The sequence below is a fragment of the Xanthomonas hyacinthi genome, assembly GCF_009769165.1.
Classification (GTDB): domain Bacteria; phylum Pseudomonadota; class Gammaproteobacteria; order Xanthomonadales; family Xanthomonadaceae; genus Xanthomonas_A; species Xanthomonas_A hyacinthi.
On record NZ_CP043476.1, the window covers coordinates 3,853,974 to 3,873,249 of the forward strand.

Annotated in this window: 18 protein-coding genes and 1 pseudogene; 9 read left to right on the top strand and 10 right to left on the bottom strand. The window is 70.0% G+C overall.

From position 1 onward, the window contains the following. Positions 1–67: 67 nt before the first annotated feature. On the bottom strand, positions 68–1,099 hold the full coding sequence (gene epmB, locus FZ025_RS16910; protein ID WP_046981320.1) for an EF-P beta-lysylation protein EpmB: 1,032 nt from the start codon (positions 1,097–1,099) through the stop codon (positions 68–70). A 98-nt stretch (positions 1,100–1,197) separates the two neighbouring features. On the opposite strand from epmB, the gene efp reads away from it, so the two are divergent. The 6 genes from efp to FZ025_RS16940 all read left to right on the top strand — a co-directional run bounded on the left by efp (position 1,198) and on the right by FZ025_RS16940 (position 5,813). Further along, positions 1,198–1,764 (top strand): elongation factor P, encoded by a 567-nt coding sequence (efp, locus tag FZ025_RS16915; RefSeq protein ID WP_046981319.1) that lies wholly within the window; start codon positions 1,198–1,200, stop codon positions 1,762–1,764. Positions 1,765–1,983: 219 nt separating this feature from the next. Next, complete coding sequence (locus FZ025_RS16920; protein ID WP_053057373.1) at positions 1,984–2,280, top strand: hypothetical protein; 297 nt, start codon at positions 1,984–1,986, stop codon at positions 2,278–2,280. Continuing rightward, entirely contained in the window at positions 2,261–3,598 is a 1,338-nt protein-coding gene (locus FZ025_RS16925; protein ID WP_046981318.1) for a TRZ/ATZ family hydrolase, read from the top strand. Before FZ025_RS16920 ends, FZ025_RS16925 begins: the two co-directional genes overlap by 20 nt. Positions 3,599–3,650: 52 nt before the next feature. Next, positions 3,651–4,388, top strand: a complete 738-nt coding sequence (gene ubiG, locus FZ025_RS16930; protein WP_046981317.1) for a bifunctional 2-polyprenyl-6-hydroxyphenol methylase/3-demethylubiquinol 3-O-methyltransferase UbiG — start codon at positions 3,651–3,653, stop codon at positions 4,386–4,388. Beyond that, positions 4,378–5,088, top strand: coding sequence for a phosphoglycolate phosphatase (locus FZ025_RS16935; protein ID WP_046981316.1), 711 nt, complete (start codon positions 4,378–4,380; stop codon positions 5,086–5,088). Before ubiG ends, FZ025_RS16935 begins: the two co-directional genes overlap by 11 nt. A gap of 20 nt (positions 5,089–5,108) precedes the next feature. Continuing rightward, positions 5,109–5,813 (top strand): squalene/phytoene synthase family protein, encoded by a 705-nt coding sequence (locus tag FZ025_RS16940; RefSeq protein ID WP_104557928.1) that lies wholly within the window; start codon positions 5,109–5,111, stop codon positions 5,811–5,813. A gap of 304 nt (positions 5,814–6,117) precedes the next feature. Here the strand turns inward: FZ025_RS16940 and FZ025_RS16945 are convergent, their stop codons facing one another. Further along, complete coding sequence (locus tag FZ025_RS16945) at positions 6,118–7,794, bottom strand: glycoside hydrolase family 28 protein (RefSeq protein WP_046981793.1); 1,677 nt, start codon at positions 7,792–7,794, stop codon at positions 6,118–6,120. Between the two features lie 109 nt (positions 7,795–7,903). Continuing rightward, the gene (locus FZ025_RS16950) at positions 7,904–9,088 is read right to left on the bottom strand and encodes a putative acyl-CoA thioester hydrolase (RefSeq protein WP_104557930.1); all 1,185 of its coding nucleotides are present in this window, start codon (positions 9,086–9,088) and stop codon (positions 7,904–7,906) included. On the opposite strand from FZ025_RS16950, the gene FZ025_RS16955 reads away from it, so the two are divergent. After that, positions 9,087–9,263 (top strand): hypothetical protein, encoded by a 177-nt coding sequence (locus tag FZ025_RS16955; protein WP_158185588.1) that lies wholly within the window; start codon positions 9,087–9,089, stop codon positions 9,261–9,263. The two genes, FZ025_RS16950 and FZ025_RS16955, sit on opposite strands and share 2 nt — an antisense overlap. Before the next feature lie 13 nt (positions 9,264–9,276). On the opposite strand, the pseudogene FZ025_RS16960 reads toward FZ025_RS16955, so the two are convergent. The 7 genes and pseudogenes from FZ025_RS16960 to yidD form a co-directional block, all read right to left on the bottom strand. Continuing rightward, a pseudogene (locus FZ025_RS16960) lies at positions 9,277–9,450 on the bottom strand (IS1595 family transposase); the annotation flags it as partial. Between the two features lie 362 nt (positions 9,451–9,812). After that, positions 9,813–10,640 carry an ethanolamine ammonia-lyase subunit EutC gene (gene eutC / locus FZ025_RS16965; protein ID WP_046979802.1) on the bottom strand — a complete coding sequence of 276 codons (828 nt, stop codon included), beginning with the start codon at positions 10,638–10,640 and terminating at the stop codon, positions 9,813–9,815. Between the two features lie 11 nt (positions 10,641–10,651). Continuing rightward, entirely contained in the window at positions 10,652–12,046 is a 1,395-nt protein-coding gene (locus tag FZ025_RS16970; RefSeq protein WP_046979803.1) for an ethanolamine ammonia-lyase subunit EutB, read from the bottom strand. A gap of 49 nt (positions 12,047–12,095) precedes the next feature. Further along, entirely contained in the window at positions 12,096–13,478 is a 1,383-nt protein-coding gene (gene eat / locus FZ025_RS16975; protein ID WP_046979804.1) for an ethanolamine permease, read from the bottom strand. A gap of 584 nt (positions 13,479–14,062) precedes the next feature. Continuing rightward, complete coding sequence (locus FZ025_RS16980; protein WP_046979805.1) at positions 14,063–14,923, bottom strand: M23 family metallopeptidase; 861 nt, start codon at positions 14,921–14,923, stop codon at positions 14,063–14,065. Beyond that, entirely contained in the window at positions 14,923–16,257 is a 1,335-nt protein-coding gene (locus tag FZ025_RS16985; RefSeq protein ID WP_104557933.1) for a dihydroorotase, read from the bottom strand. The genes FZ025_RS16980 and FZ025_RS16985 overlap by 1 nt, the downstream gene beginning before the upstream one ends. Further along, positions 16,258–16,530, bottom strand: a complete 273-nt coding sequence (gene yidD / locus FZ025_RS16990) for a membrane protein insertion efficiency factor YidD (protein ID WP_104558104.1) — start codon at positions 16,528–16,530, stop codon at positions 16,258–16,260. It abuts the gene before it with no gap. Positions 16,531–16,645: 115 nt separating this feature from the next. Here yidD and dksA point away from each other — a divergent pair, with 115 nt between their 5' ends. Both dksA and FZ025_RS17000 read left to right on the top strand, forming a co-directional pair. Next, positions 16,646–17,713: an RNA polymerase-binding protein DksA gene (dksA, locus tag FZ025_RS16995; protein ID WP_104557935.1), complete on the top strand. Its 1,068-nt coding sequence runs from the start codon at positions 16,646–16,648 to the stop codon at positions 17,711–17,713. Between the two features lie 436 nt (positions 17,714–18,149). Beyond that, positions 18,150–19,259, top strand: a complete 1,110-nt coding sequence (locus tag FZ025_RS17000; RefSeq protein ID WP_046979807.1) for an alpha/beta hydrolase — start codon at positions 18,150–18,152, stop codon at positions 19,257–19,259. The last annotated feature ends 17 nt before the right edge of the window (positions 19,260–19,276 follow it).

Here is a 19,276-nt window from a genome sequence, read left to right on the forward strand (position 1 = left end):
CCACCCGGGCAGGTGGTCCGGCAAGATGGCGACAATGCGCCGCCGTGCCTGCCGCAGCCGAGTCCGGCTACAGCGCGTGCTTGCCGGTGTCGCCGGGAATCTCGCGCACCAGCTTCGGCACCAGATACCCGGACAGCCGCGCGGCCAGGGCCTGGTGCAGCGCGCGCGCGGTTGCATCGTCCACTTCGAAATGGGCCACGCCTTCGACCTTGTCCAATTGATGCAGGTAGTAGGGCAGCACCCCGGCGGCGAAGCTGCGCTCGCTCAAGGCGGCCAGCGCCTGGACGCTGTCGTTGACCCCGCGCAGCAGCACCGCCTGGTTCAACAGTTGCGCGCCGGTGCCGCGCAACTGCGCCAGCGCGGCATCCACGCTCGCATCGAATTCGTTGGCGTGGTTGGCATGGATCACGAACGCCAATGGCCACGGCAGCGCGCGCAGCCAGGCCAGCAGCGGCGCATCGACGCGTTCGGGCAGCACCACCGGCAGCCGGCTGTGGATGCGCAGGCGCTTGAGCTGCGGCAGGGCCGCCAGCGCCTCGGTCAACTCGACCAGCTTGGAGGTGGCCAGCGACAGCGGGTCGCCGCCGGACAGGATCACCTCGTCGATGTCCGGGTCGGCGGCGATCGCCGCCACCGCCTCGCGCCAGCCATCGCGCGCGGCGGTTTCCTCGGCATACGGGAAGTGGCGGCGGAAGCAGTAGCGGCAGTGCACCGCGCAGCTGCCGGTGGCGACCAGCAGCGCGCGGCCGCGGTATTTCTGGATCACCCCGTCGGCCTTCTTGGCCGCGGCGTCGCCGACCGCGTCCAGCGCGAAGCCCGGCACCCGGCGCAGTTCGGCGTCGATCGGCAGCACCTGGCGCAGCAGCGGGTCGTGCGGGTCGCCATGGTGCATGCGCGCCACGAAGCCGCGCGGCACGCGCAGTGCGAATTGCGTCGCAGCCTGTTCGGAGACGCCGAGCGCCTGCGGGTCCAGCCCGAGCAGCGCCAGCAGCTCGCGCGGGTCGCGCACGGCATCGCGCCACAGCTGCTGCCAGCGCGGCGGCGCCAGCGTGGCGGGAGACGGGGACGGCTGCATCGGGCGGGGGGCTGCGGTTATCATATGCGGTCATAAAACGAGTGCCCGCCGACGGCGGGGCTTTCCATTCTATCCGGCCGGCCGCCGCACGCGGCGGGTTTGCCTTACCCGAGGAGTTTCAGATGGCCAGCTACGGCATGAACGACGTCAAGAACGGGATGAAGATCCTGGTCAACAGCGAGCCCGCGATCATCACCGATACCGAATACGTCAAGCCGGGCAAGGGCCAGGCCTTCACCCGCATCAAGTACCGCTTCATCAAGTCCGGGCGCGTGGTCGAACTGACCATGAAGGCGACCGACAGCCTGGAAGCGGCCGACGTGGTCGATACCAACATGCAGTACCTGTATACCGACGGCGAATACTGGCACTTCATGCAGCAGGAAACCTTCGAGCAGGTGCAGGCCGACAAGGTCGGCGTCGGCGACGCGGCCAAGTGGATCAAGGGCGAGGAGGATTGCGTGGTGACGCTGTGGAACGGCACCCCGATCCAGGTCACCCCGCCGAACTTCGTCGAACTGAAGATCGTCGAGACCGACCCGGGCGTGCGCGGCGACACCTCCGGCGGCGGCGGCAAGCCGGCCACGCTGGAAACCGGCGCGGTGGTGCGGGTGCCGCTGTTCGTCGGCCAGGACGAAGTGATCAAGGTCGATACCCGCTCGGGCGAGTACTTCTCGCGCGTCAAGTAAGCGTGTCCGCAGCACGCTGCCGGCGGTGCGCGGGATCCGGCTGGGCCGCCGCGCTGTGCTGCATCGGCCTGGCCACGGCCGCGTGCGCGGCGCAGGCCTGCGCCGCGCGCTTGCTGCGCGGCGTCGCCGCGCCGTGGCAGGCGGCGGTCGTGGCGCAGGCGTGCAAGCCCTGGCCCTACGATCCCGGCGCGACCCTGGCCGCGGTCGCATACGCTACCGATGCCGCGGCCCCCTGGCGAGCGCGCGATCGAACTGCACCTGGCGCTGCTGTCCAGCGCCGATGCGCGCGTCCTGGCCACGTATTCGCGCGCGCTCGGCGAGGACGCCGGGCTGGAGCCGGACCAGGATGCGCTGCGCCTGGACACGGCGCGCTACGACCTGGCACCGCGCGCGCGCGCCAGCCGCGGCGCTACGACGGCCAGCGCTACCGACCCCCGGCCGGCACCCAAGCGCCGTTCTGGGCGTTCCAACCCTAACGTCCTTCCCAAGGCCTGCCATGACGTCTGCCCCCGTTGAATCCTGCGACCTGCTGATCGAAGCCGGCTACGTGGTCCCGATCGAGCCGCATGCCGTGGTGCTGGAGGACCACGCGGTGGCGGTGCGCGGCAGCGAGATCGTCGCGGTGCTGCCGCGCGTCGAGGCGCACGCGCGTTTCGCCGCCGCGCGCCGCGTGTCGCGCCCGGACGCGGCGCTGCTGCCGGGTTTGGTCAATGCGCACACCCACAACCCGATGACGCTGTTGCGCGGCATCGCCGACGACCTGCCGCTGATGGTGTGGCTGCAGCAGCACATCTGGCCGGTGGAAACCGCGGTGATCGGCCCGGAGTTCGTCGCCGACGGCACCGCGCTGGCGATCGCCGAGATGCTGCGCGGCGGCACCACCTGCGCCAACGAGAACTACTTCTTCGCCGACGTGCAGGCCGCGGTGTACAAGCAGCACGGTTTCCGCGCGCGGGTGGGCACGGTGATCATCGATTTCCCGACCGCCTGGGCCAAGACCTCCGACGAATACTTCGAACGCGCCTGCGAGGTGCACGACCAGTGGCGCGACGATCCGCTGATCGGCATCGCCTTCGCCCCGCATGCGCCGTACACGGTCAACGACGCCAACTTCGCGCGCGTGCGCATGCTGTCCGACCAGCTCGACGTGCCGGTGCACCTGCACACCCACGAGACCGCGCAGGAGATCGCCGACTCGCTCAAGCAGTACGGCCAGCGCCCGCTGGCGCGGCTGGACCGGCTCGGCCTGGTCAACGACCGCCTGATCGCGGTGCACATGACCCAGCTCACCGACGCGGAGATCCACCTGTGCGCCGAGCGCGGGGTCAGCGTGGTGCATTGCCCCGAATCCAACCTCAAGCTCGCCTCCGGCTTCTGCCCGGCCTGCGCGCTGCAGCGCGCGGGCGTGAACCTGGCGATCGGCACCGACGGCTGCGCCAGCAACAACGACCTGGACATGTTCAGCGAGAACCGCACCGCGGCGATCCTGGCCAAGGCGGTGGCCAACGACGCCACCGCGCTGGACGCGGCCAGCACGCTGCGCGCGGCCACCCTGGGCGGCGCGCGCGCGCTCGGTTTCGGCGACAGGATCGGCTCGATCGAGGTCGGCAAGCAGGCCGACCTGATCTGCGTGGACCTGTCGGCGCTGGAGACCCAGCCGCTGCACAACGTGCTGTCGCAACTGGTCTATGCGGCCGGCCGGCAGCAGGTCAGCGACGTGTGGATCGCCGGCCAGCGCAAGCTCGAACAGCGCGTGCTGGTGGACATGGACACCGACGCGCTGGTCGCCAACGCGCGGCAGTGGCGCGAACGCATCCGCAGCGTGCACGCCTGATCTGCTTTCCTGCCGCGCCGCGCTCCGCGCGCGGCCCAACCGAGATGCCGCCATGACCGTTTCCGCCTCCAACGCCTCCGCCAACTTCGATCAGGCCGAACTGGACAAGTTCGGTGCGCTGGCCACCCGCTGGTGGGACGCCGACGGCCCGCAGAAGCCGCTGCACGCGCTGAACCCGGTGCGCCTGCGCTACGTCGCCGAGCGGCTGCCGCTGCGCGGCGCCAGCGTGCTCGACGTGGGCTGCGGCGGCGGCCTGCTCAGCGAGGCGCTGGCCAGGCAGGGCGCGCAGGTCACCGCGATCGACCTGTCGCCGGAGCTGGTCAAGGTGGCGCGGCTGCACCAGCTCGAGTCCGGGGTGGAGGTCGACTACCGCGTGCAGTCGGTCGAGGACCTGGCCGCCGAGCGCCCGGGCGGCTTCGATGCGATCACCTGCATGGAGATGCTGGAACACGTGCCCGATCCGGCGGCGATCGTGCGCGCCTGCGCGAGCCTGCTCAAGCCCGGCGGCCAGCTGTTCCTGTCCACCCTCAACCGCACCCCGGCCGCGTTCGCGCTGGCCATCGTCGGCGCCGAGTACGTGGCGCGGCTGCTGCCCACCGGCACCCACCGCTACCAGGAGTTCATCAAGCCGGCCGAACTGGCGGCGTGGCTGCGCCAGGCCGAGCTGCAGCTGCGCGACGTCAGCGGCATGCTGTACGAACCGTGGCGCAACCGCGCGCGGCTGTCCACGCGCACCGAGGTGAATTATCTGGCGTGTGCGGTGAAGCCGGGAAGCGGGAATGGGGAGTAGGGGATCGGCACAGCCGCCGCGCGGCGGGTTCCCGCGCGCGGTGCTGTTCGATCTGGACGGCACGCTGCTGGACAGTGCGCCGGATCTGCTGGCCGCGGCCAATGCGCTGCGCGCCGAGCATGGCGCCGACGCGCTGCGCCTGGAGCAGCTGCGCCCGGTGGTGTCCAAGGGCTCGCGGGCGATGCTGGGCGTGGCCTTTCCCGAGTTGCCGACCGCGGCGCGCGATGCGCTGATCCCCGATTTCCTGCGCCAGTACGAAACCTTGATCGGCCGGCATTCGCAGCCGTTCGACGGCATCGCGCCGATGCTGCAGCGACTGGAAGATGCCGGCTGCGTGTGGGGCATCGTCACCAACAAGCCCGAATACCTGGCGCGGCTGATCCTGCCGCAGCTGGGCTGGGAACGGCGCTGCGCGGTGCTGATCGGCGGCGACACCCTGGCCGAGCGCAAGCCGCACCCGCTGCCGCTGCAGGTGGCGGCGCAGCGCCTGGGCCTGGACCCGCAGCAGATCGCCTACGTCGGCGACGACGAGCGCGACATCCTCGCCGCGCGCGCCGCCGGCATGGCCTCGGTGGCGGTGTTGTGGGGCTATCGCCTGGACGGCGAGGATCCGCTGGCCTGGCGCGCCGATGCGCTGGTCGCCGCGCCGGCCGACCTGCTCGATGCGCACGCCTGGCCCGGCGCGCCGCAGCCCTCCTGAACTTCCGGAATCCCGATCGCATGAGCAGCACCTCCGCCCTGGATGCCTTCCTCGACAAATGGCGCAGCCGCTGGCCGGAATGGGCGGTGGCCGAGGTGTTCGTGCCGGCGCCGCAGCGCGCGCACACCGTGGCCTGGTTCGCGCTGCTGCAGGAATTCGACGACATCCTCAACATCGCCGGCGATCCGCTGCCAGCCGACGCCAAGCTGGCGTGGTGGGGCGAGGAATTGCACAGTTGGGCCGCGCAACGCTCGCGGCATCCGCTGGGGCGGGTGCTGGAGCCGGTCGCCGCGCCATGGACGCCGCTGGCCGAGGCCTTGCCGGGGCTGCTCGCCACGCGCGCGGCCGCGGCCGATCCGGCGCATGCCTACGAGCGCCTGGAGGCGTTCGCACTGGCCGCGGCGCAGGTCGAGGGCGCCGTCTTCGAGGGCCGCCGCGGCGCGGCGGCGGCGCTGGCCACGCAGGTGCTGGCGCAGCGGCTGGCCGCCGCCGGCATCGCCGCGGTGCCGTTGTCGCTGCGCGGTGGCGGCGACGCGGCGCAGGCGCAGCGGCGCTGGGCGCAGGCCCTGCTGCAAGGTTGGCCGCGACGCGTGGACGGGCCGCGGCCGCGGCGCATCGTGGCGGCGCTGGCGCGTGCGCGGATCGCGCAACACGCCCGCGCCGCACGCAAACCGCCCGCGGCGATGGCCACACTGTGGCGCGCCTGGTGGGCCGGCCTGGGCTGAGGTCTCAGGATCGAACGACGCTGCAATGGAGCGGGACGCTGCCGATCGGCGACGACGGCGTGCGCTTCGGTTGCCGTGCGCGCGAGCGTGCAGCGGCGCGGGCCGCCGGCGACAGCGATCGCGCTGGAGCCAGCTGCGTTGCGGCCCACGCGCGCAGCGCAGGTGGACAGGCCACCGTCATGCGCGGTCCAGCGCGCACGCAAACCGACAGTGCGCCGCATCCGCGCAGGGCAGCGGCGCCGATGCCGCAGCGCCGGCATGGCGCCAGCGCTGCGGAGCGACGCGCGGTAGCGCGCCGGTGCGATCAGATCGGCGAATCGGGCAGCACGCTGCTATAGGGCACGAATGCATTGCTGCAGTCCAGCGGCTCGCCGATTCCCGGCTGGCCCTGGATCTGTACGTCGTACTGGGTGGAGGGGGTCAGCAGATTGGCGAAACTGACCGGTCCACCGGTGAAGCTGAAGTGGGTGGCCGCCGGATTCGCGCCCGGTCCGCCATTGTGCGGAGGGGCGAAGGAAATGGGACCGCCCTCGAGCACCACATTGTCCATCGCGATGGTGATCGGGAAGGACTGCTTCGCGTCCATGTAGCCGTAGAAGCTCAACTGGCCTGCGCCGAAATCGCGTGAACCCAGCGAATGCACGTTGCGCAGGGTGATGCCCTCGAAACGCGGATACTCGGGGCTGAGCCCGGCATTGGCCGGCTTGCTGTAGAACGCGTCGAAGACCAGCGGGCGCGCCACGTTGCGCATGCAGATGTTCTCGAAGGCGATGTCGGAGACCAGGCCGCCGCGGCTGATGTCGGACTTGATGCGCAGGCCGTTGTTGGATGCGGGGTCTGTGATGGCATCGTTAGCGTTGTGCCCGTCGATGCTCAGGTTGCGCACCAGGATGCGGTGGATGCCCGTATCGGCTTCGCTGCCGAACCCGAAGCCATGGCCGTAAATGATCGTATTGTTGATGAAGACCATGTCGGTGGAGGGATTGCTGGCTTTGCTGCTGGCATGCGCCTTGATGGCGACATCGTCGTCGCCGGTGCTGATGTAGGAATATGCCAGCAGCACGTTCCTGGACTGGCCGGGGTCGAAACCATCGGTGTTCTTGGCTGTTTCCGGGGTGAAGCAGGTCGCGGGCGTGCGCACATCCGGCGTGGTGCCGGCCGGACACTTGTAACCCGGCTGGGAGTAGACCAGGCTCGGGGTGAGGATCTTGATGCCCCAGGCGGTCATGCCGACGACGTTGTCGGTGAATACGTGGAAATTGGGCGAATTCTCCAAGGTCACCGCATACAGGGTGAAATCCCTGCTGTTTTCGATCTGCAGCATGCGCGGCGCGTGCTGGATCAGTTTATCGGTGACGTTCTGATAGGCCACGTCCCACCAGCTGCGCTTGCCGGCGTTGGGGCCAGTGGTCAGCACGCTGCCGCCGCGCCCGTCGATCTTGCCGTCGCCGACGATGCCGCTGCCGATGGTGGCGCTGCTGTAGATCAGCGGTTTGCAGGATTTGATCTTGTCGGTGTTGGCGATTCCGCAAGTGCCGACGCCGGTATCGTAGTCTTGCGGATTGCGCGAGGCGAACAGCGTGGCGCCCTGGTCGATCCATAGGGTCACTCCGCTCTTGAGGGTCAGCGGGGCGGTGAGGAAACCGGATTTGCCATTGGCGCCGACGACCAGCCTCACCGCGCTGCCGGCAGGGCAATCGGCGATGGCGTTCTGGATGCGCATCGTATCCGGTGCCACGTAGGCTGGGTCCGCGTCGAGGCTGTCGAGCGAGCCGTTGACCGGCAGCAGCGTCGCCACCAGTTTCATGCATACGTTTTGCGGCAAGGTCGGCTTGTCGATCGTGCCCCAGCTGGTGCCGACGCTGTTTGCGGCATCCTGCTGGGCGAACGGCTGCCGGGTCGTTGCGTTGGCCTGCAGCGAGGCGATCGCCAGCAGCGGCAGGCCGAATGTGAGGCGGAACAAGGGAGTTGCAGTGATCATGGGGTGGTTCTGCTGATGGGAGGGGGAGGTAGTGTGCGCAGCCAATGCGACCTTTCGGCGATGTCGGTAGCCGCCGGCGCGCGCGGCGGCGAGATCGGTGGGGATCGATTCAGTCGGCGCTGCCCGGGCCGCTGTTGGAATACTCGTAGAAGCGGTTGCGCGAGTGAGGGCAGGTGGGGTTGTCGCAGTAGGGGCGCTTGACGGTGGACGCGTCCCACGGCGCGTTCTTGCGAATATGCGCGCCGAGGATCGAATTGCGGATCGTCACCTGGCCGTTCGGCGATACGCCACTGACATACTTGGAGAGGTCGCCGACGGCCTGGTCCCAGGCGCGGCCCAGATAGGTCGGATTGCTGCCGACATCGCCGATCGCGTCGAAGGTGCTGTCGGTGGCGAGAAAGCCGTAGACGCTGCCGGGCACGGTGCTGGGCGCGAAAACATGGCCGACGCTGGACTTGCTCGGGCGGGTGGTGTCGTAGCGGATGATGCTATGGGAAAATACCGCGACGCTGGAGCCGCAGATGAAGTCGGTATCGCCCTGCACCAGGCTTTCCTTGAAGTACGCACGGATCAGCAAGGCGGGGTCGACGGCGCTGACCAGCAGGGTGTCCTGGTTGCCCAGCACCGCCACATTCTGGAAAAGCGCCTTGTCGCCGCGCACGGCCAGGGCGACTGCCGACTGATTGGCGCCGGGGAAGGTACCCTCCACATAACCGTTGGCGATGGTCAGGTTGCGTGCCTGGAACCCGTCCGCGCGCACCGAGACCGTGGCGCTGCCGGCGGTGCCGATCACCGCCGCATCGGCGTTGCTGGCGCAAGCCTGGCTGGGCGTGCCGACCGGCTTGGGGGTCGGATTGGCGTTGTTGAAGACGATCAGCGTATCGCTGCGGGTGCTGCCCAGGCCGAACAGCACGATCGGCGGCGCTCCCTGAGGAATGCAGACCGTCTCCCTGTAGATGCCCGGTGCGAGGCTGATGTAGCGACGCATCGCACCGCCGTCCGCCACGGCCTTGTCCACCGCGGCCTGTACGCTCTTGAACGGCGCCGAGCCATCGGCGGCGACGCGATAGTTGGCGCTCAGCAGCGCCACTCCCGCGCCTGGATCCCAGCCGTCGGCGATCAATGCGCCGATCCTGCCGGCCTTGGCCAGGTAGGCGGAGGCAGTGTAGGTCTGGGCGTCGGCGGCGCTCAATTGCGGGCGGTCGGCGGTGCCGCCCTTGGCCTGCGCGCCGCAGTTGGAGACGCAGAAGACGGCCAGTAGCGCGGAGGCGTGCAGCGAGAAGGTAAAACGCATGCGAATTCTCTATTTGTCTGAAAAAGGAAATGCGGCGAAGCCGGATTTTTTTGTCGTGCCCGGCAGCCCGATTGCGAATGGCGTGAATACGGCTGTCGCGGCGGTTGCCGTTTCTACCGAGTTGCGGTTGCGCGAAAAAATGTTCTTTGCGAAGAACTTCCAACGTTTTTCCTGATTAGCCCTGACTCTCAGCTGTGGAGATTGCTCGCCGCACGCAGAACCGGCTCTGGACAGGGTTTGCATCGCATCATCGCCGTGGCGAGTCGTGGCAGCATCTCGCGCAGGCAGAATCGGCGATTGAAACGGTAGGCCGCCTCGGCCAGATAACGTCTTGCGTAGTTGCCTTGCGCGATGGCGTGATAAGCGCAGATCCTGCGACTGCTGGCTGAAGGTCAGGGCTAATCAGGACGTTTTTTGAATGCTTGCGACGTTGCCGGTTGCGATGCATTGCGGCCGTTTCCAGACGCGGCGTAGTTGTAGCAGATGCGTGTACGGCAATCCTTGTTTTGTTCTTGCAAAGAACATTTGTCTATGTTTTGAAACGCACCAATGCCTTCGTTGTGCGCAGGCGCGCGGTTTCCGCGTGCGGCGCTCGTGCTTTGGTGCGCGCGCCCGCGGCAACGCCTGCATGGCGGGCCAGGTCGACGCGCGGCGCGATCGCTGCCGTCGCTGCCGGGCGGCATCGATTCGCTGGCTGCCCGCCTGCCGGCGGCCGCCGGCCGCCTCAGTCCGGGATCAGAAAATTGCCCGGCGCCTTGCGCGGCGCGTCGTCCGCGGCGGAGAGCGCGGGCGTCTGCGCCCGGTCCTTCAACTGCACGCCGGAGAGCCGCCGCCGGCACGCCTCGCGCAGCAGCCAGGCCAGTTTGTGCGCGGCCTGCGCATAGCTCAGGCCAGCCTCGCGCACATTGGAGATGCAGTTGCGGCAGGCGTCGTTGAGGCCCACGCGCGGGGCGTAGGTGAAGTACAGGCCGAGGCTGTCCGGCGAACTGAGGCCGGGGCGCTCGCCGATCAGCACCACGCTCATGCGCGCGCCCAGCAGTTCGCCGATCTCGTCGCCGATCGCCACGCGTCCCTGTGCGACCAGCGCCACCGGCGCCAGCGTCCAGCCTTCGGCCGCGGCCAGCGCGTCGATGCGTTCCAGCATCGGCGTGGCGTGGCGGTGCACTGCCAGTGCCGACAGCCCGTCGGCCACCACCAGCGCCAGGTCGTAGCGGTGACGCTGCACGGCAACGTGGCCGCGCAGTTCGCTGGCCGCGTCCTCGCTCAGGCGGCGGCCCAGGTCGGGGCGCTGCAGGTAGATGTGGCGGTCGGCCGCGGCGCTGTGCAGCGCGACGTGGTCGCGGCCGCGCGCGTGCAGCGCCGCGGCCAGCGGCGCCGGATCGAAGCGCAGGTGCACCGCGTCGCGCGCCTGTGCGTGCGCGAACTGGAAATCCAGCTGCGCTGCGGTCGGCAGGCTGGTGCCGGTGCGGCCGAGGGCGATGCGTGCCGGGGTCAGCCGGCGCAGCGCGGCCCAGGGATCGGCGGTGGAAGGGCGTTCGGCGTCGTCGTGCATGCGCGGCCCGCTCAGCCCAGTTGCGCCAGCGCGCGCCGGAACGCGGCCGGCGGCTCGTGGCCGAGGCGGAAGCGGCCGTTGTCGATGCGCAGGATGTCCAGCCGCTCCAGCCATTGCTCGAACTCTGGCGCCGGGCGCAGGCCCAGCGCCTGGCGCGCGTACAGCGCATCGTGGAACGAGGTGGTCTGGTAGTTGAGCATCACGTCGTCGGAGCCGGGGATGCCCATGATGAAGTTGATCCCGGCGGTGCCGAGCAGGGTCAGCAGCACGTCCATGTCGTCCTGGTCGGCCTCGGCATGGTTGGTGTAGCAGATGTCGCAGCCCATCGGCACGCCGAGCAGCTTGCCGCAGAAGTGGTCTTCCAGTCCGGCGCGGATGATCTGCTTGCCGTCGTACAGATATTCGGGGCCGATGAAGCCGACCACGGTGTTGACCAGCAGCGGCTTGAAGCGCCGTGCTACCGCGTAGGCGCGCGCCTCGCAGGTCTGCTGGTCCACGCCGTGGTGCGCGTCGGCCGACAGCGCGCTGCCCTGGCCGGTCTCGAAATACATCACGTTGTCGCCGACGCTGCCGCGCTTCAGGCTCAGTCCGGCCTCGTAGCCTTGCTGCAGCAGCGCCAGGTCGATGCCGAAACTGGCGTTGGCCTTCTGCGTGCCGGCGATCGACTGGAATACCAGATCCAGCGGCACGCCGCGCTCGATCGCCTCGATCGAGGTGGTGACGTGGGTCAGCACGCAGGCCTGGGTCGGGATCTGGTAGCCGGCGATCACCGCGTCGAGCATCTTCAGCAATTCGCAGATGGTCTGGGTGTTGTCGCTGGCCGGGTTGATCCCGATCACCGCATCGCCGTTGGCGTACAGCAGCCCGTCGAGCACGCTGGCGGCGATGCCGGCCAGGTCGTCGGTGGGGTGGTTGGGCTGCAAGCGGGTGGACAGGCGCCCGCGCAATCCGAGGGTGTTACGGAACGCGGTGACCACGCGGATCTTCTGCGCCACCAGGATCAGGTCCTGGATGCGCATCAGCTTGGACGCCGCGGCGGCCATCTCCGGGGTCAGCCCTGGTGCGAGTGCGGCCAGTGTCGCTTCGTCGGCCGCTTCGCTGAGCAGCCAGTCGCGCAAGCCGCCGACGGTGAGGTGCGCCACCGGCGCGAACGCGGCCGCGTCGTGGCTGTCCACGATCAGCCGGGTCACCTCGTCGTCTTCGTAGGCAATCACCGCCTCGTGCAGGAAGTGCCGCAGCGGCAGATCGGCCAATGCCATCTGCGCGGCGACCCGCTGCGGCTCGCTGGCCGCGGCCAGCCCGGCCAGGCGGTCGCCCGAGCGTGCCGGCGTGGCCTTGGCCAGCAGGTCCTTGAGGTCGTCGAAGCGCCAGGTCTGGCCGCCGACGCTGTGTGCGAAACCGCTCATGCCGGGTTCTCCTGCAGGCGCCCGCGCGCGGCGGGCGCCGTGTCCTCGATCAAGCCTGGGCGGCGGCCTCGGCGAGGCTGCCGCCGCTGCCGCCGCTGCGGCGCAGGCTCAGCGCGCAGCAGCCGGCACCGAGCAGCATCAGGCCCAGGAACAGCAGCGCCAGCAGCGCGTTGAACCACACCATCGCCGCCAGGCACACCAGCGCCAGCAGCAGCGCCAGCGCCGGCACCAGCGGATAGCCCGGCGCGCGGTAGCTGCGTTCCAATTGCGGCGCGGCGCGGCGCAGCTTGAACAGGCTGAGCATGCTCATGATGTACATGACGATCGCGCCGAACACCGACATGGTGATCATCGCCGCGGTCAGCGACATGCCTTGCAGCTGCACCAGGCCGTCGCTGTAGATCGCCGCCACGCCGACCACGCCGCCGGCCAGGATCGCGCGGTGCGGGGTGCTAAAGCGCGACAGCCTGGCCAGGCCGTGCGGCAGGAAGCCGGCGCGCGCCAGCGCGAAGAACTGCCGCGAATAGCCGAGGATGATGCCGTGGAAGCTGGCCACCAGGCCGAACAGGCCGATCCACACCAGCATGTGCAGCCAGGTCGAACTGTCGCCGACCACCGCCTTCATCGCCTGCGGCAGCGGGTCGTTGATGTTGGACAGGGTGCGCCAGTCGCCGACGCCGCCGGCCATGATCATCACCCCGAACGCCAGCATCACCAGGGTCAGGATGCCGGCGATGTAGGCGCGCGGAATGGTGCGCCTGGGGTCCTTGGCTTCCTCGGCGGCCATCGCCGCGCCCTCGATCGCCAGGAAGAACCAGATCGCGAACGGGATCGCGGCGAAGATGCCGCCGATCGCCGCCAGGCTGAACGTGTCCGACCCGGCCCAGCCGCCGCGCGCGAAGTTGGCCACGCTGAAGCCGGGCGCGACCACGCCCATGAACACCAGCAGCTCGATCACCGCCAGCACCGTGACGATCAGTTCGAAGGTGGCGGCGATGCCGACGCCGAGGATGTTCAAGGTCATGAAGATGGCATAGGCGCCGACCGCGGCCAGGCGCGGGTCCAGGGTCGGGAACTGCACGTTGAGGTAGGCGCCGATCGCCATCGCGATCGCCGGCGGGGCGAACACGAACTCGATCAGCGTGGCGATGCCGGCGATCATCCCGCCGGCGGTGCCGAACGCGCGCAGGCTGTAGGCGAACGGGCCGCCGGCGTTGGGGATGGCGGTGGTCAGTTCGGTGAAGCTGAAGATGAAACAGGTGTACATCACCGCCACCAGCACGGTGGTGACCAGGAAGCCGAGCGTGCCGGCGGTGCCCCAGCCGTAGCTCCAGCCGAAGTATTCGCCGGAGATCACCAGGCCCACGGCGATGCCCCACAGGTGCAGGGTGCCGAGGGTGGGTTTGAGCTTGTCGATGGTCATTGCGCACATCTCCTGGACGGGGGGGAGGGAGAGCGAACGCCGCGGCGAGACCTGCCGCGGGGACTGCGGTGGCGCATTGCGCGCCATGGCCCGCGCCGGCGGCGGATGCGCCGGTCGCCTCATGGTTATACCGCAAAGCAGCACGGCGTCGCGGGTTCGGCCCGCGTCCGCATTTGGATACGATCCCTCGCACCTGGTGTGCGGCGAGGTGGTGTATCGCGCCCTGGCCGAATGCGGCGCGCAGCCGACCAGTCGGCTGGCGCGGCAGGGTGTGGGGCCTGATTCAGGCGATGGCACTGCGATGAGCGGCTGTTGTGGGCGACTGAAGTCGCACACAAAAAACGGTTACTTGGTCCGCGCCAACACCAGCAGCGGATCGATGCGCACGTCGAACCGCGCCAGGCGAGGCCTCGGCCACGGACATGAGGAACGCGCCGCCGCGCGCCGCTGCGGGTGAACTGCCAGGCTGTTACTTGGTGCGCTCCAACACCAGTAGCGGATCGATGCGCACGTCGAACCGCGCCAGGCGAGGCCTCGGCCACGGACATGAAGAACGCGCCGCCGCGCGCCGCTGCGGGTGAACTGCCAGGCTGTTACTTGGTGCGCTCCAACACCAGCAGCGGATCGATGCGCACGTCGAACCAGTTCATCCCCCAATGCAGATGCGGCCCGATCGCGCGCCCGGTGGCGCCGACCGCGCCGAGCACCTGGCCCTGGGCGATGCGGTCGCCGACCTTCACGTCGATCCGCGACAGGTGCAGGAAGTTGGAGCTGACCCCGTCGCCGTGGTCGAGCAGCACGGTGCCGCCGGTCAGGTACAGGTCCGGCGCGGCGAAGCTGACCATGCCGGCGGCCGGTGCCTTGACCGGGGTGCCGGTGGGCACGGCGATGTCCATGCCGGAGTGGGCGGCGCCGGCTTGCCCGTTGTACACGCGGGCATTGCCGAAGCGGCCGCTGATGCGGCCCTGCACCGGCCAGATGAAGGGCGCGGCGAAGTCGGTGCGGTCGTCGTCGCGGTCGCGCGCGGCGGCGACCTGCGCCTGTTCGCGCTTGATCCGTTCGGCGATCGCCGGCGGCGGGTTGACCGTCTTCGGCGGCACGCCATCGATGCGCTCCAGCGGCCAGTCGCGTGGGGTCACCGCGATGTCGACGGTCTCGCTGCCGCCGTCCGCGCGCTGCACCAGGATCCGCAGCGGACCGCGTTCGTCGCGGCCGATGCCGAACACCACGCTGCCGTAGCCGCTGACCCGCAGCGTGCGCCCGGCGTACTGCACGCGGCTGCCGGGCGGCACCTTGCCGATCACCAGCGCGCCCTGCGAGGCGCGGCGCGGGAATGCGCTGCGGGTGTCGGCGCCAGCCGTGGGCGCGGTCTGCGCGTGCAGCGGCAGCACTGCGGCTGCCGACGCCAGCAGGCCGAGCGCCAGCGCGGCGCCCGGCAACACGACGCGCCGCATCAGCGGTCGAACGCCAGGCGCTGCCCGTTCGGGCTGCCGACCAGGCGGGTGCCGTCCCAGGCCAGTTCGCCGTTGACCCAGGTCGCCGCGATCCGGGAGCGGAAGCTGCGGCCCTCGAACGGCGACCAGCCGCACTTGGACAGCACGTCCTCGCGGCGCACGGTGAAGGCGGTGTCGTCGATCAGCACCAGGTCGGCGTGGTAGCCCTCGCGCAGGAAGCCGCGCTGTTGCACGTCGAACAGCAGCGCCGGCGCATGCGCGAACTTGTGCACCACCTGGGCCACGCCGAGCCGGCCTTCGTGCACCAGTTCCAGCGCCGCGACCAGCGCGTACTGCACCAGCGGCAGCCCCGACGGCGCCTGCGCATACGGCTTGCTCTTCTCCTCCCAGGTGTGCGGCGCATGGTCGGTGGCGAGCACGTCGATCACGTCCTCGGCCAGCGCGCGGATCAGCGCCTCGCGGTCGCTGGCGTCCTTGATCGCCGGGTTGCACTTGATCAGGTTGCCCAGCGTGGCGTAGTCGGCGCGGTCGAAGCGCAGGAAGTGGATACAGGTCTCGGCGGTGATGCGCTTGCCCTGGATCGGGCCGGGCGCGAACAGCGCCAGTTCGTCGGCGGTGGAGATGTGCAGCACGTGCAGGCGGGTGCCGTGCTTGCGCGCCAGCGACACCGCCAGCTGCGAGGATTTCAGGCAGGCCTGGCGCGAACGGATGTCCGGATGCATCTCCGGGGTCAGCGCCTCGCCGTACTTTTCCTTGAACGCGGCCAGGGTCGCGTCGATGGTCGGGGTGTCTTCGCAGTGGGTGATGATCGGGGTCGGCGCGTCGCGGAAGATCGCGTCCAGCGTCTGCGGGTTGTCGACCAGCATGTTGCCGGTGGAGGCGCCCATGAACACCTTGATGCCGGGCGCGGTCTTCGGGTCCAGGCTCTGGATCGCGGCCAGGTTGTCGTTGCTGGCGCCCAGGTAGAAGCCGTAGTTGCCCCAGGCGCGGCCGCCGGCGGCATCGTACTTGGCCTGCAGCGCGGCCGCGTCCAGGGTCGGCGGATTGGTGTTGGGCATGTCCATGAAGCTGGTCAGGCCGCCGGCCACCGCGGCCGCCGACTCGCTGGCGATGTCGCCCTTGTGGGTCAGGCCGGGTTCGCGGAAGTGCACCTGGTCGTCGATCATGCCGGGCAGCAGCCAGCGCCCGTTGGCATCGACCACCGTCTCGCCGTCGCGGGCGGCCAGTTGCGGGGCGATCGCGGCGATGCGGCCGTCGGCGATGCGCAGGTCGCCCTGGGTTTCTTTGCCTTCGTTGACCAGGCGGGCGTTGACGATGAGCGTGGAGGAGGGCATTCAGTGTTTTCCTGGACAGCGGCAGGCCGGCGGCGCCGCGGGATCGGGCACCGGGTCGAACCCGCCGGGATGGAAGGGATGGCAGCGGCCGACGCGGCGGGCGGCCATCCAGCCCCCGCGCAGCGCGCCGTAGCGGGCGATGGCGGTGACCGCGTAGGCCGAGCAGCTGGGCACGAAACGGCAGCGCGGCCCCAGCTGGGGGCTGATGAAGCGCTGGTACAGGTGCAGCAGGGCGATAAGAGCGCGGGCGATCACCTGGCCATGATATGCCAGTTGCGTGGCGGGCCGCCGTTCACCGGCGTGTACGCGGTGTGGTTGCCGCGGGGGGTAGGGTAGGCTATAAAGACCCGCTTTCCCGGGCCCCGGGGAAACCAAGGAAGAGCGATTCGTGGCTGCTAAAAAACCTGTAAAGAAGGCCGTCAAGGCCGCCAAGAAGCCCGTCCAGCCCGTTGCCAAGAAAGCGACGGCGTCCACTGCTGCCAAGCCGCTGAAGAAACCGGTGGTCAAACCGGCGTCCACGCCTGCGCCGGCGAAGAAGGCGCCAGCCAAGGCGGTGGCGAAGAAGCCGGTGGCCAGGCCGGCCGCTGCGCTTGCCAAGAAAGCCGCGGCCAGGCCGGCCGCCAAGCCAGCGACCGCCGCCAAATCCAGCGCGACGCCGGCAGCGAAGCCGGCCACGCCCGTTGCAAAGCCAAAGCAGGCCACCGCCCCGGTCGCCGCCCCGGCGGTGTCCAAATCCGTACCGAAGCCGGCTGCCAAGCCGGCGCCGGCCAAGTCTGTCCCGGCCAAGGCCGCCACGCCCGCCGCTGCACCGGTTTCCAAGCCGGTTGCCGCCAAGCCCGCCGCGCCCTCGGCCCCGCCACATAAGAATCCCGTGTCCGTTTCGAAATCCTCCGCGAAAACCCCCACCAAATCCGAATCCACCCCCAAGGCGCCGATCGCCAAGCCCACCGGCAAGGTCGCCGTCGCGGTGACCGCCAAGTCCAACACGCCCGCCAAGCCGGCCAAGCACAAGGTGGTCGAGTACAAGACCGACGAAGCCACCGGTCGCCCGATCCTGCCCAAGGGCTACAAGCCGGCGAGCGACGAGGAGTACATGAGCACGCTGCAGCAGGAGTACTTCCGCCAGCGCCTGCTCAGCTGGCGTGCCGATCTGGTCGAGGAATCCAAGCAGACCATCGAGAACCTGCGCGACGAAGTCCGCGACATCGGCGACGAGGCCGAGCGCGCCACCCGCGAGACCGAAAACTCGCTGGAACTGCGCACCCGCGACCGCTACCGCAAGCTGATCGGCAAGATCGACAGCACGCTCAAGCGCCTGGATGCCGGCGACTACGGCTACTGCGTCGACACCGGCGAGGAAATCGGCCTGGAGCGCCTGGACGCGCGCCTGACCGCCGAGCGCACCATCGACGCGCAGGAGCGCTGGGAGCACCTGCAGAAGCAGCAGGGCGAGTGATCCGCCACGTCGCGCTTGTCCCGCCGTTCGAACAAAGGCCCCGCCAGCGCGGGGCTTTTGTTTTTTGCGAGGGAAGCGCGCGCCGAGCCGCGTCGCCTCCACGCAGGATCGTCGCGGTTCGGCCAGGACGGGAACCTTGAGCGGCCTCCTGCGGCGGACGCAGGTTCGCGGATATGCGCTCGTTTCCGCCACCGCCGATCGCCGGCGCAGCCCGCCTTACACCCGCCTGTCATGTCGTCGCCGCAGACTGCGCGGGTGGCGGTCGGCCACGCGACCGCTGCTTCCGGATGCTTCCGCACCGCCTTGCCCGCCTGCCGCACGCGTGGCCTACCGTGCCGTTCCGTGTCGCGTTGCCGAGCCGCCGTGCACGGCGTAGTGGCAGTGGGTCGCGCGGCGGGCTGGCCGTAGCGGCGACACAGGCAGTGGGGGCTTGCGCATGATCGCCGCGTCCTCCGCGCCCGACCTGCCGCGGCGCGGCGCCAGCTGGCGCTGGCTCCGCTGGCCGCTGCTGGTCGTGCTGGTGCTGCTGGCGGTGGTAGCGCTGGGGCCGCGGGTCAGCCCGGCGCTGCCGCAGGTCGCGCTGCCGGCGGTGCCGCAGGATCCGCTTGCGCTGCAGGCCTGGCTGGACGCGCGCGAACGGGCCACTCCCGGCCTGCGCGCGGACAACCAGGCGCGCATCGTCTGGGCCGACCCGGCGCATCCGGGACGCCGCGACTGCGCCATGGTCTATCTGCACGGCTTCACCGCCAGCCAGGGCGAGGGCGCGCCGACCCATCGGCGCCTGGCGCGCAGCTTCGGCTGCAACCTGTACCTGCCGCGGCTGCCGGGACACGGGCTGCTCGCCGCCGACGCCTTGCGCGGCATCGATGCGCCGCGTCTGCTCGGCGCCGCCGCCGAGGCGTTGGCGGTGGCGCAGGTGCTGGGCCGGCGCGTGGTGGTGATCGGCAATTCGATGGGCGGCGCGCTGGCGCTGCAGACCGTGGCCGCGCATCCGCAGCAGGTGCAGGCCGTGGTGCTGTGGTCGCCGCTGGTGCGCGAGCACGGCGAGCAGCTGCAGCCGATGCTGTGGCCATGGGGCGCGCAATTGCTGCTGTGGTCGCGCAACGGCGGCGATCCGGTCATGCGCTACCCGGTCGATAGTGGCTACTGGGCCGACGCCACCCATGTCGACGGCTACCGCGCGCTGGCCGCGCTGACCCGCGGCGGCATGCTGCCGGCGACCTACGCGCGGATCCATGTGCCGCTGTTCCTCGGTTACTACTATCGCGACGCGCAGCATCAGGACGCGACCGTGTCGGTGGCGGCGATGCAGGCGATGTTCGCGCAGCTGGGCACCCCGCCGGCGCTGCGCCAGGCGGTGGATTTCGCCGATGCCGGCAACCACGTGCTGGCGTCGCCGATCCGCTCCAGGGCGGTGCCGGCGGTGTTCGCGGCGACGTGCCGGTTCCTGGCCGGCAAGGGCGGGCTGACCCAGCCGGCGAACCTGCCCGATTGCGCTGCGGCGTGGGACGCCGAGGCGCGCCAGGACGCCGCCGGCGCGCGCTGAACGGCGCGCGGCTAGCG

Coding starts and splice junctions, on each gene's coding strand:
- epmB (WP_046981320.1), bottom strand. CDS start 1,099: ATGATAACCGCAGCCCCCCGCCCGATGCAGCCGTCCCCGTCTCCCGCC.
- efp (WP_046981319.1), top strand. CDS start 1,198: ATGGCCAGCTACGGCATGAACGACGTCAAGAACGGGATGAAGATCCTG.
- FZ025_RS16920 (WP_053057373.1), top strand. CDS start 1,984: ATGCCGCGGCCCCCTGGCGAGCGCGCGATCGAACTGCACCTGGCGCTG.
- FZ025_RS16925 (WP_046981318.1), top strand. CDS start 2,261: ATGACGTCTGCCCCCGTTGAATCCTGCGACCTGCTGATCGAAGCCGGC.
- ubiG (WP_046981317.1), top strand. CDS start 3,651: ATGACCGTTTCCGCCTCCAACGCCTCCGCCAACTTCGATCAGGCCGAA.
- FZ025_RS16935 (WP_046981316.1), top strand. CDS start 4,378: ATGGGGAGTAGGGGATCGGCACAGCCGCCGCGCGGCGGGTTCCCGCGC.
- FZ025_RS16940 (WP_104557928.1), top strand. CDS start 5,109: ATGAGCAGCACCTCCGCCCTGGATGCCTTCCTCGACAAATGGCGCAGC.
- FZ025_RS16945 (WP_046981793.1), bottom strand. CDS start 7,794: ATGATCACTGCAACTCCCTTGTTCCGCCTCACATTCGGCCTGCCGCTG.
- FZ025_RS16955 (WP_158185588.1), top strand. CDS start 9,087: ATGCGAATTCTCTATTTGTCTGAAAAAGGAAATGCGGCGAAGCCGGAT.
- FZ025_RS16950 (WP_104557930.1), bottom strand. CDS start 9,088: ATGCGTTTTACCTTCTCGCTGCACGCCTCCGCGCTACTGGCCGTCTTC.
- eutC (WP_046979802.1), bottom strand. CDS start 10,640: ATGCACGACGACGCCGAACGCCCTTCCACCGCCGATCCCTGGGCCGCG.
- FZ025_RS16970 (WP_046979803.1), bottom strand. CDS start 12,046: ATGAGCGGTTTCGCACACAGCGTCGGCGGCCAGACCTGGCGCTTCGAC.
- eat (WP_046979804.1), bottom strand. CDS start 13,478: ATGTGCGCAATGACCATCGACAAGCTCAAACCCACCCTCGGCACCCTG.
- FZ025_RS16980 (WP_046979805.1), bottom strand. CDS start 14,923: ATGCGGCGCGTCGTGTTGCCGGGCGCCGCGCTGGCGCTCGGCCTGCTG.
- FZ025_RS16985 (WP_104557933.1), bottom strand. CDS start 16,257: ATGCCCTCCTCCACGCTCATCGTCAACGCCCGCCTGGTCAACGAAGGC.
- FZ025_RS17000 (WP_046979807.1), top strand. CDS start 18,150: ATGATCGCCGCGTCCTCCGCGCCCGACCTGCCGCGGCGCGGCGCCAGC.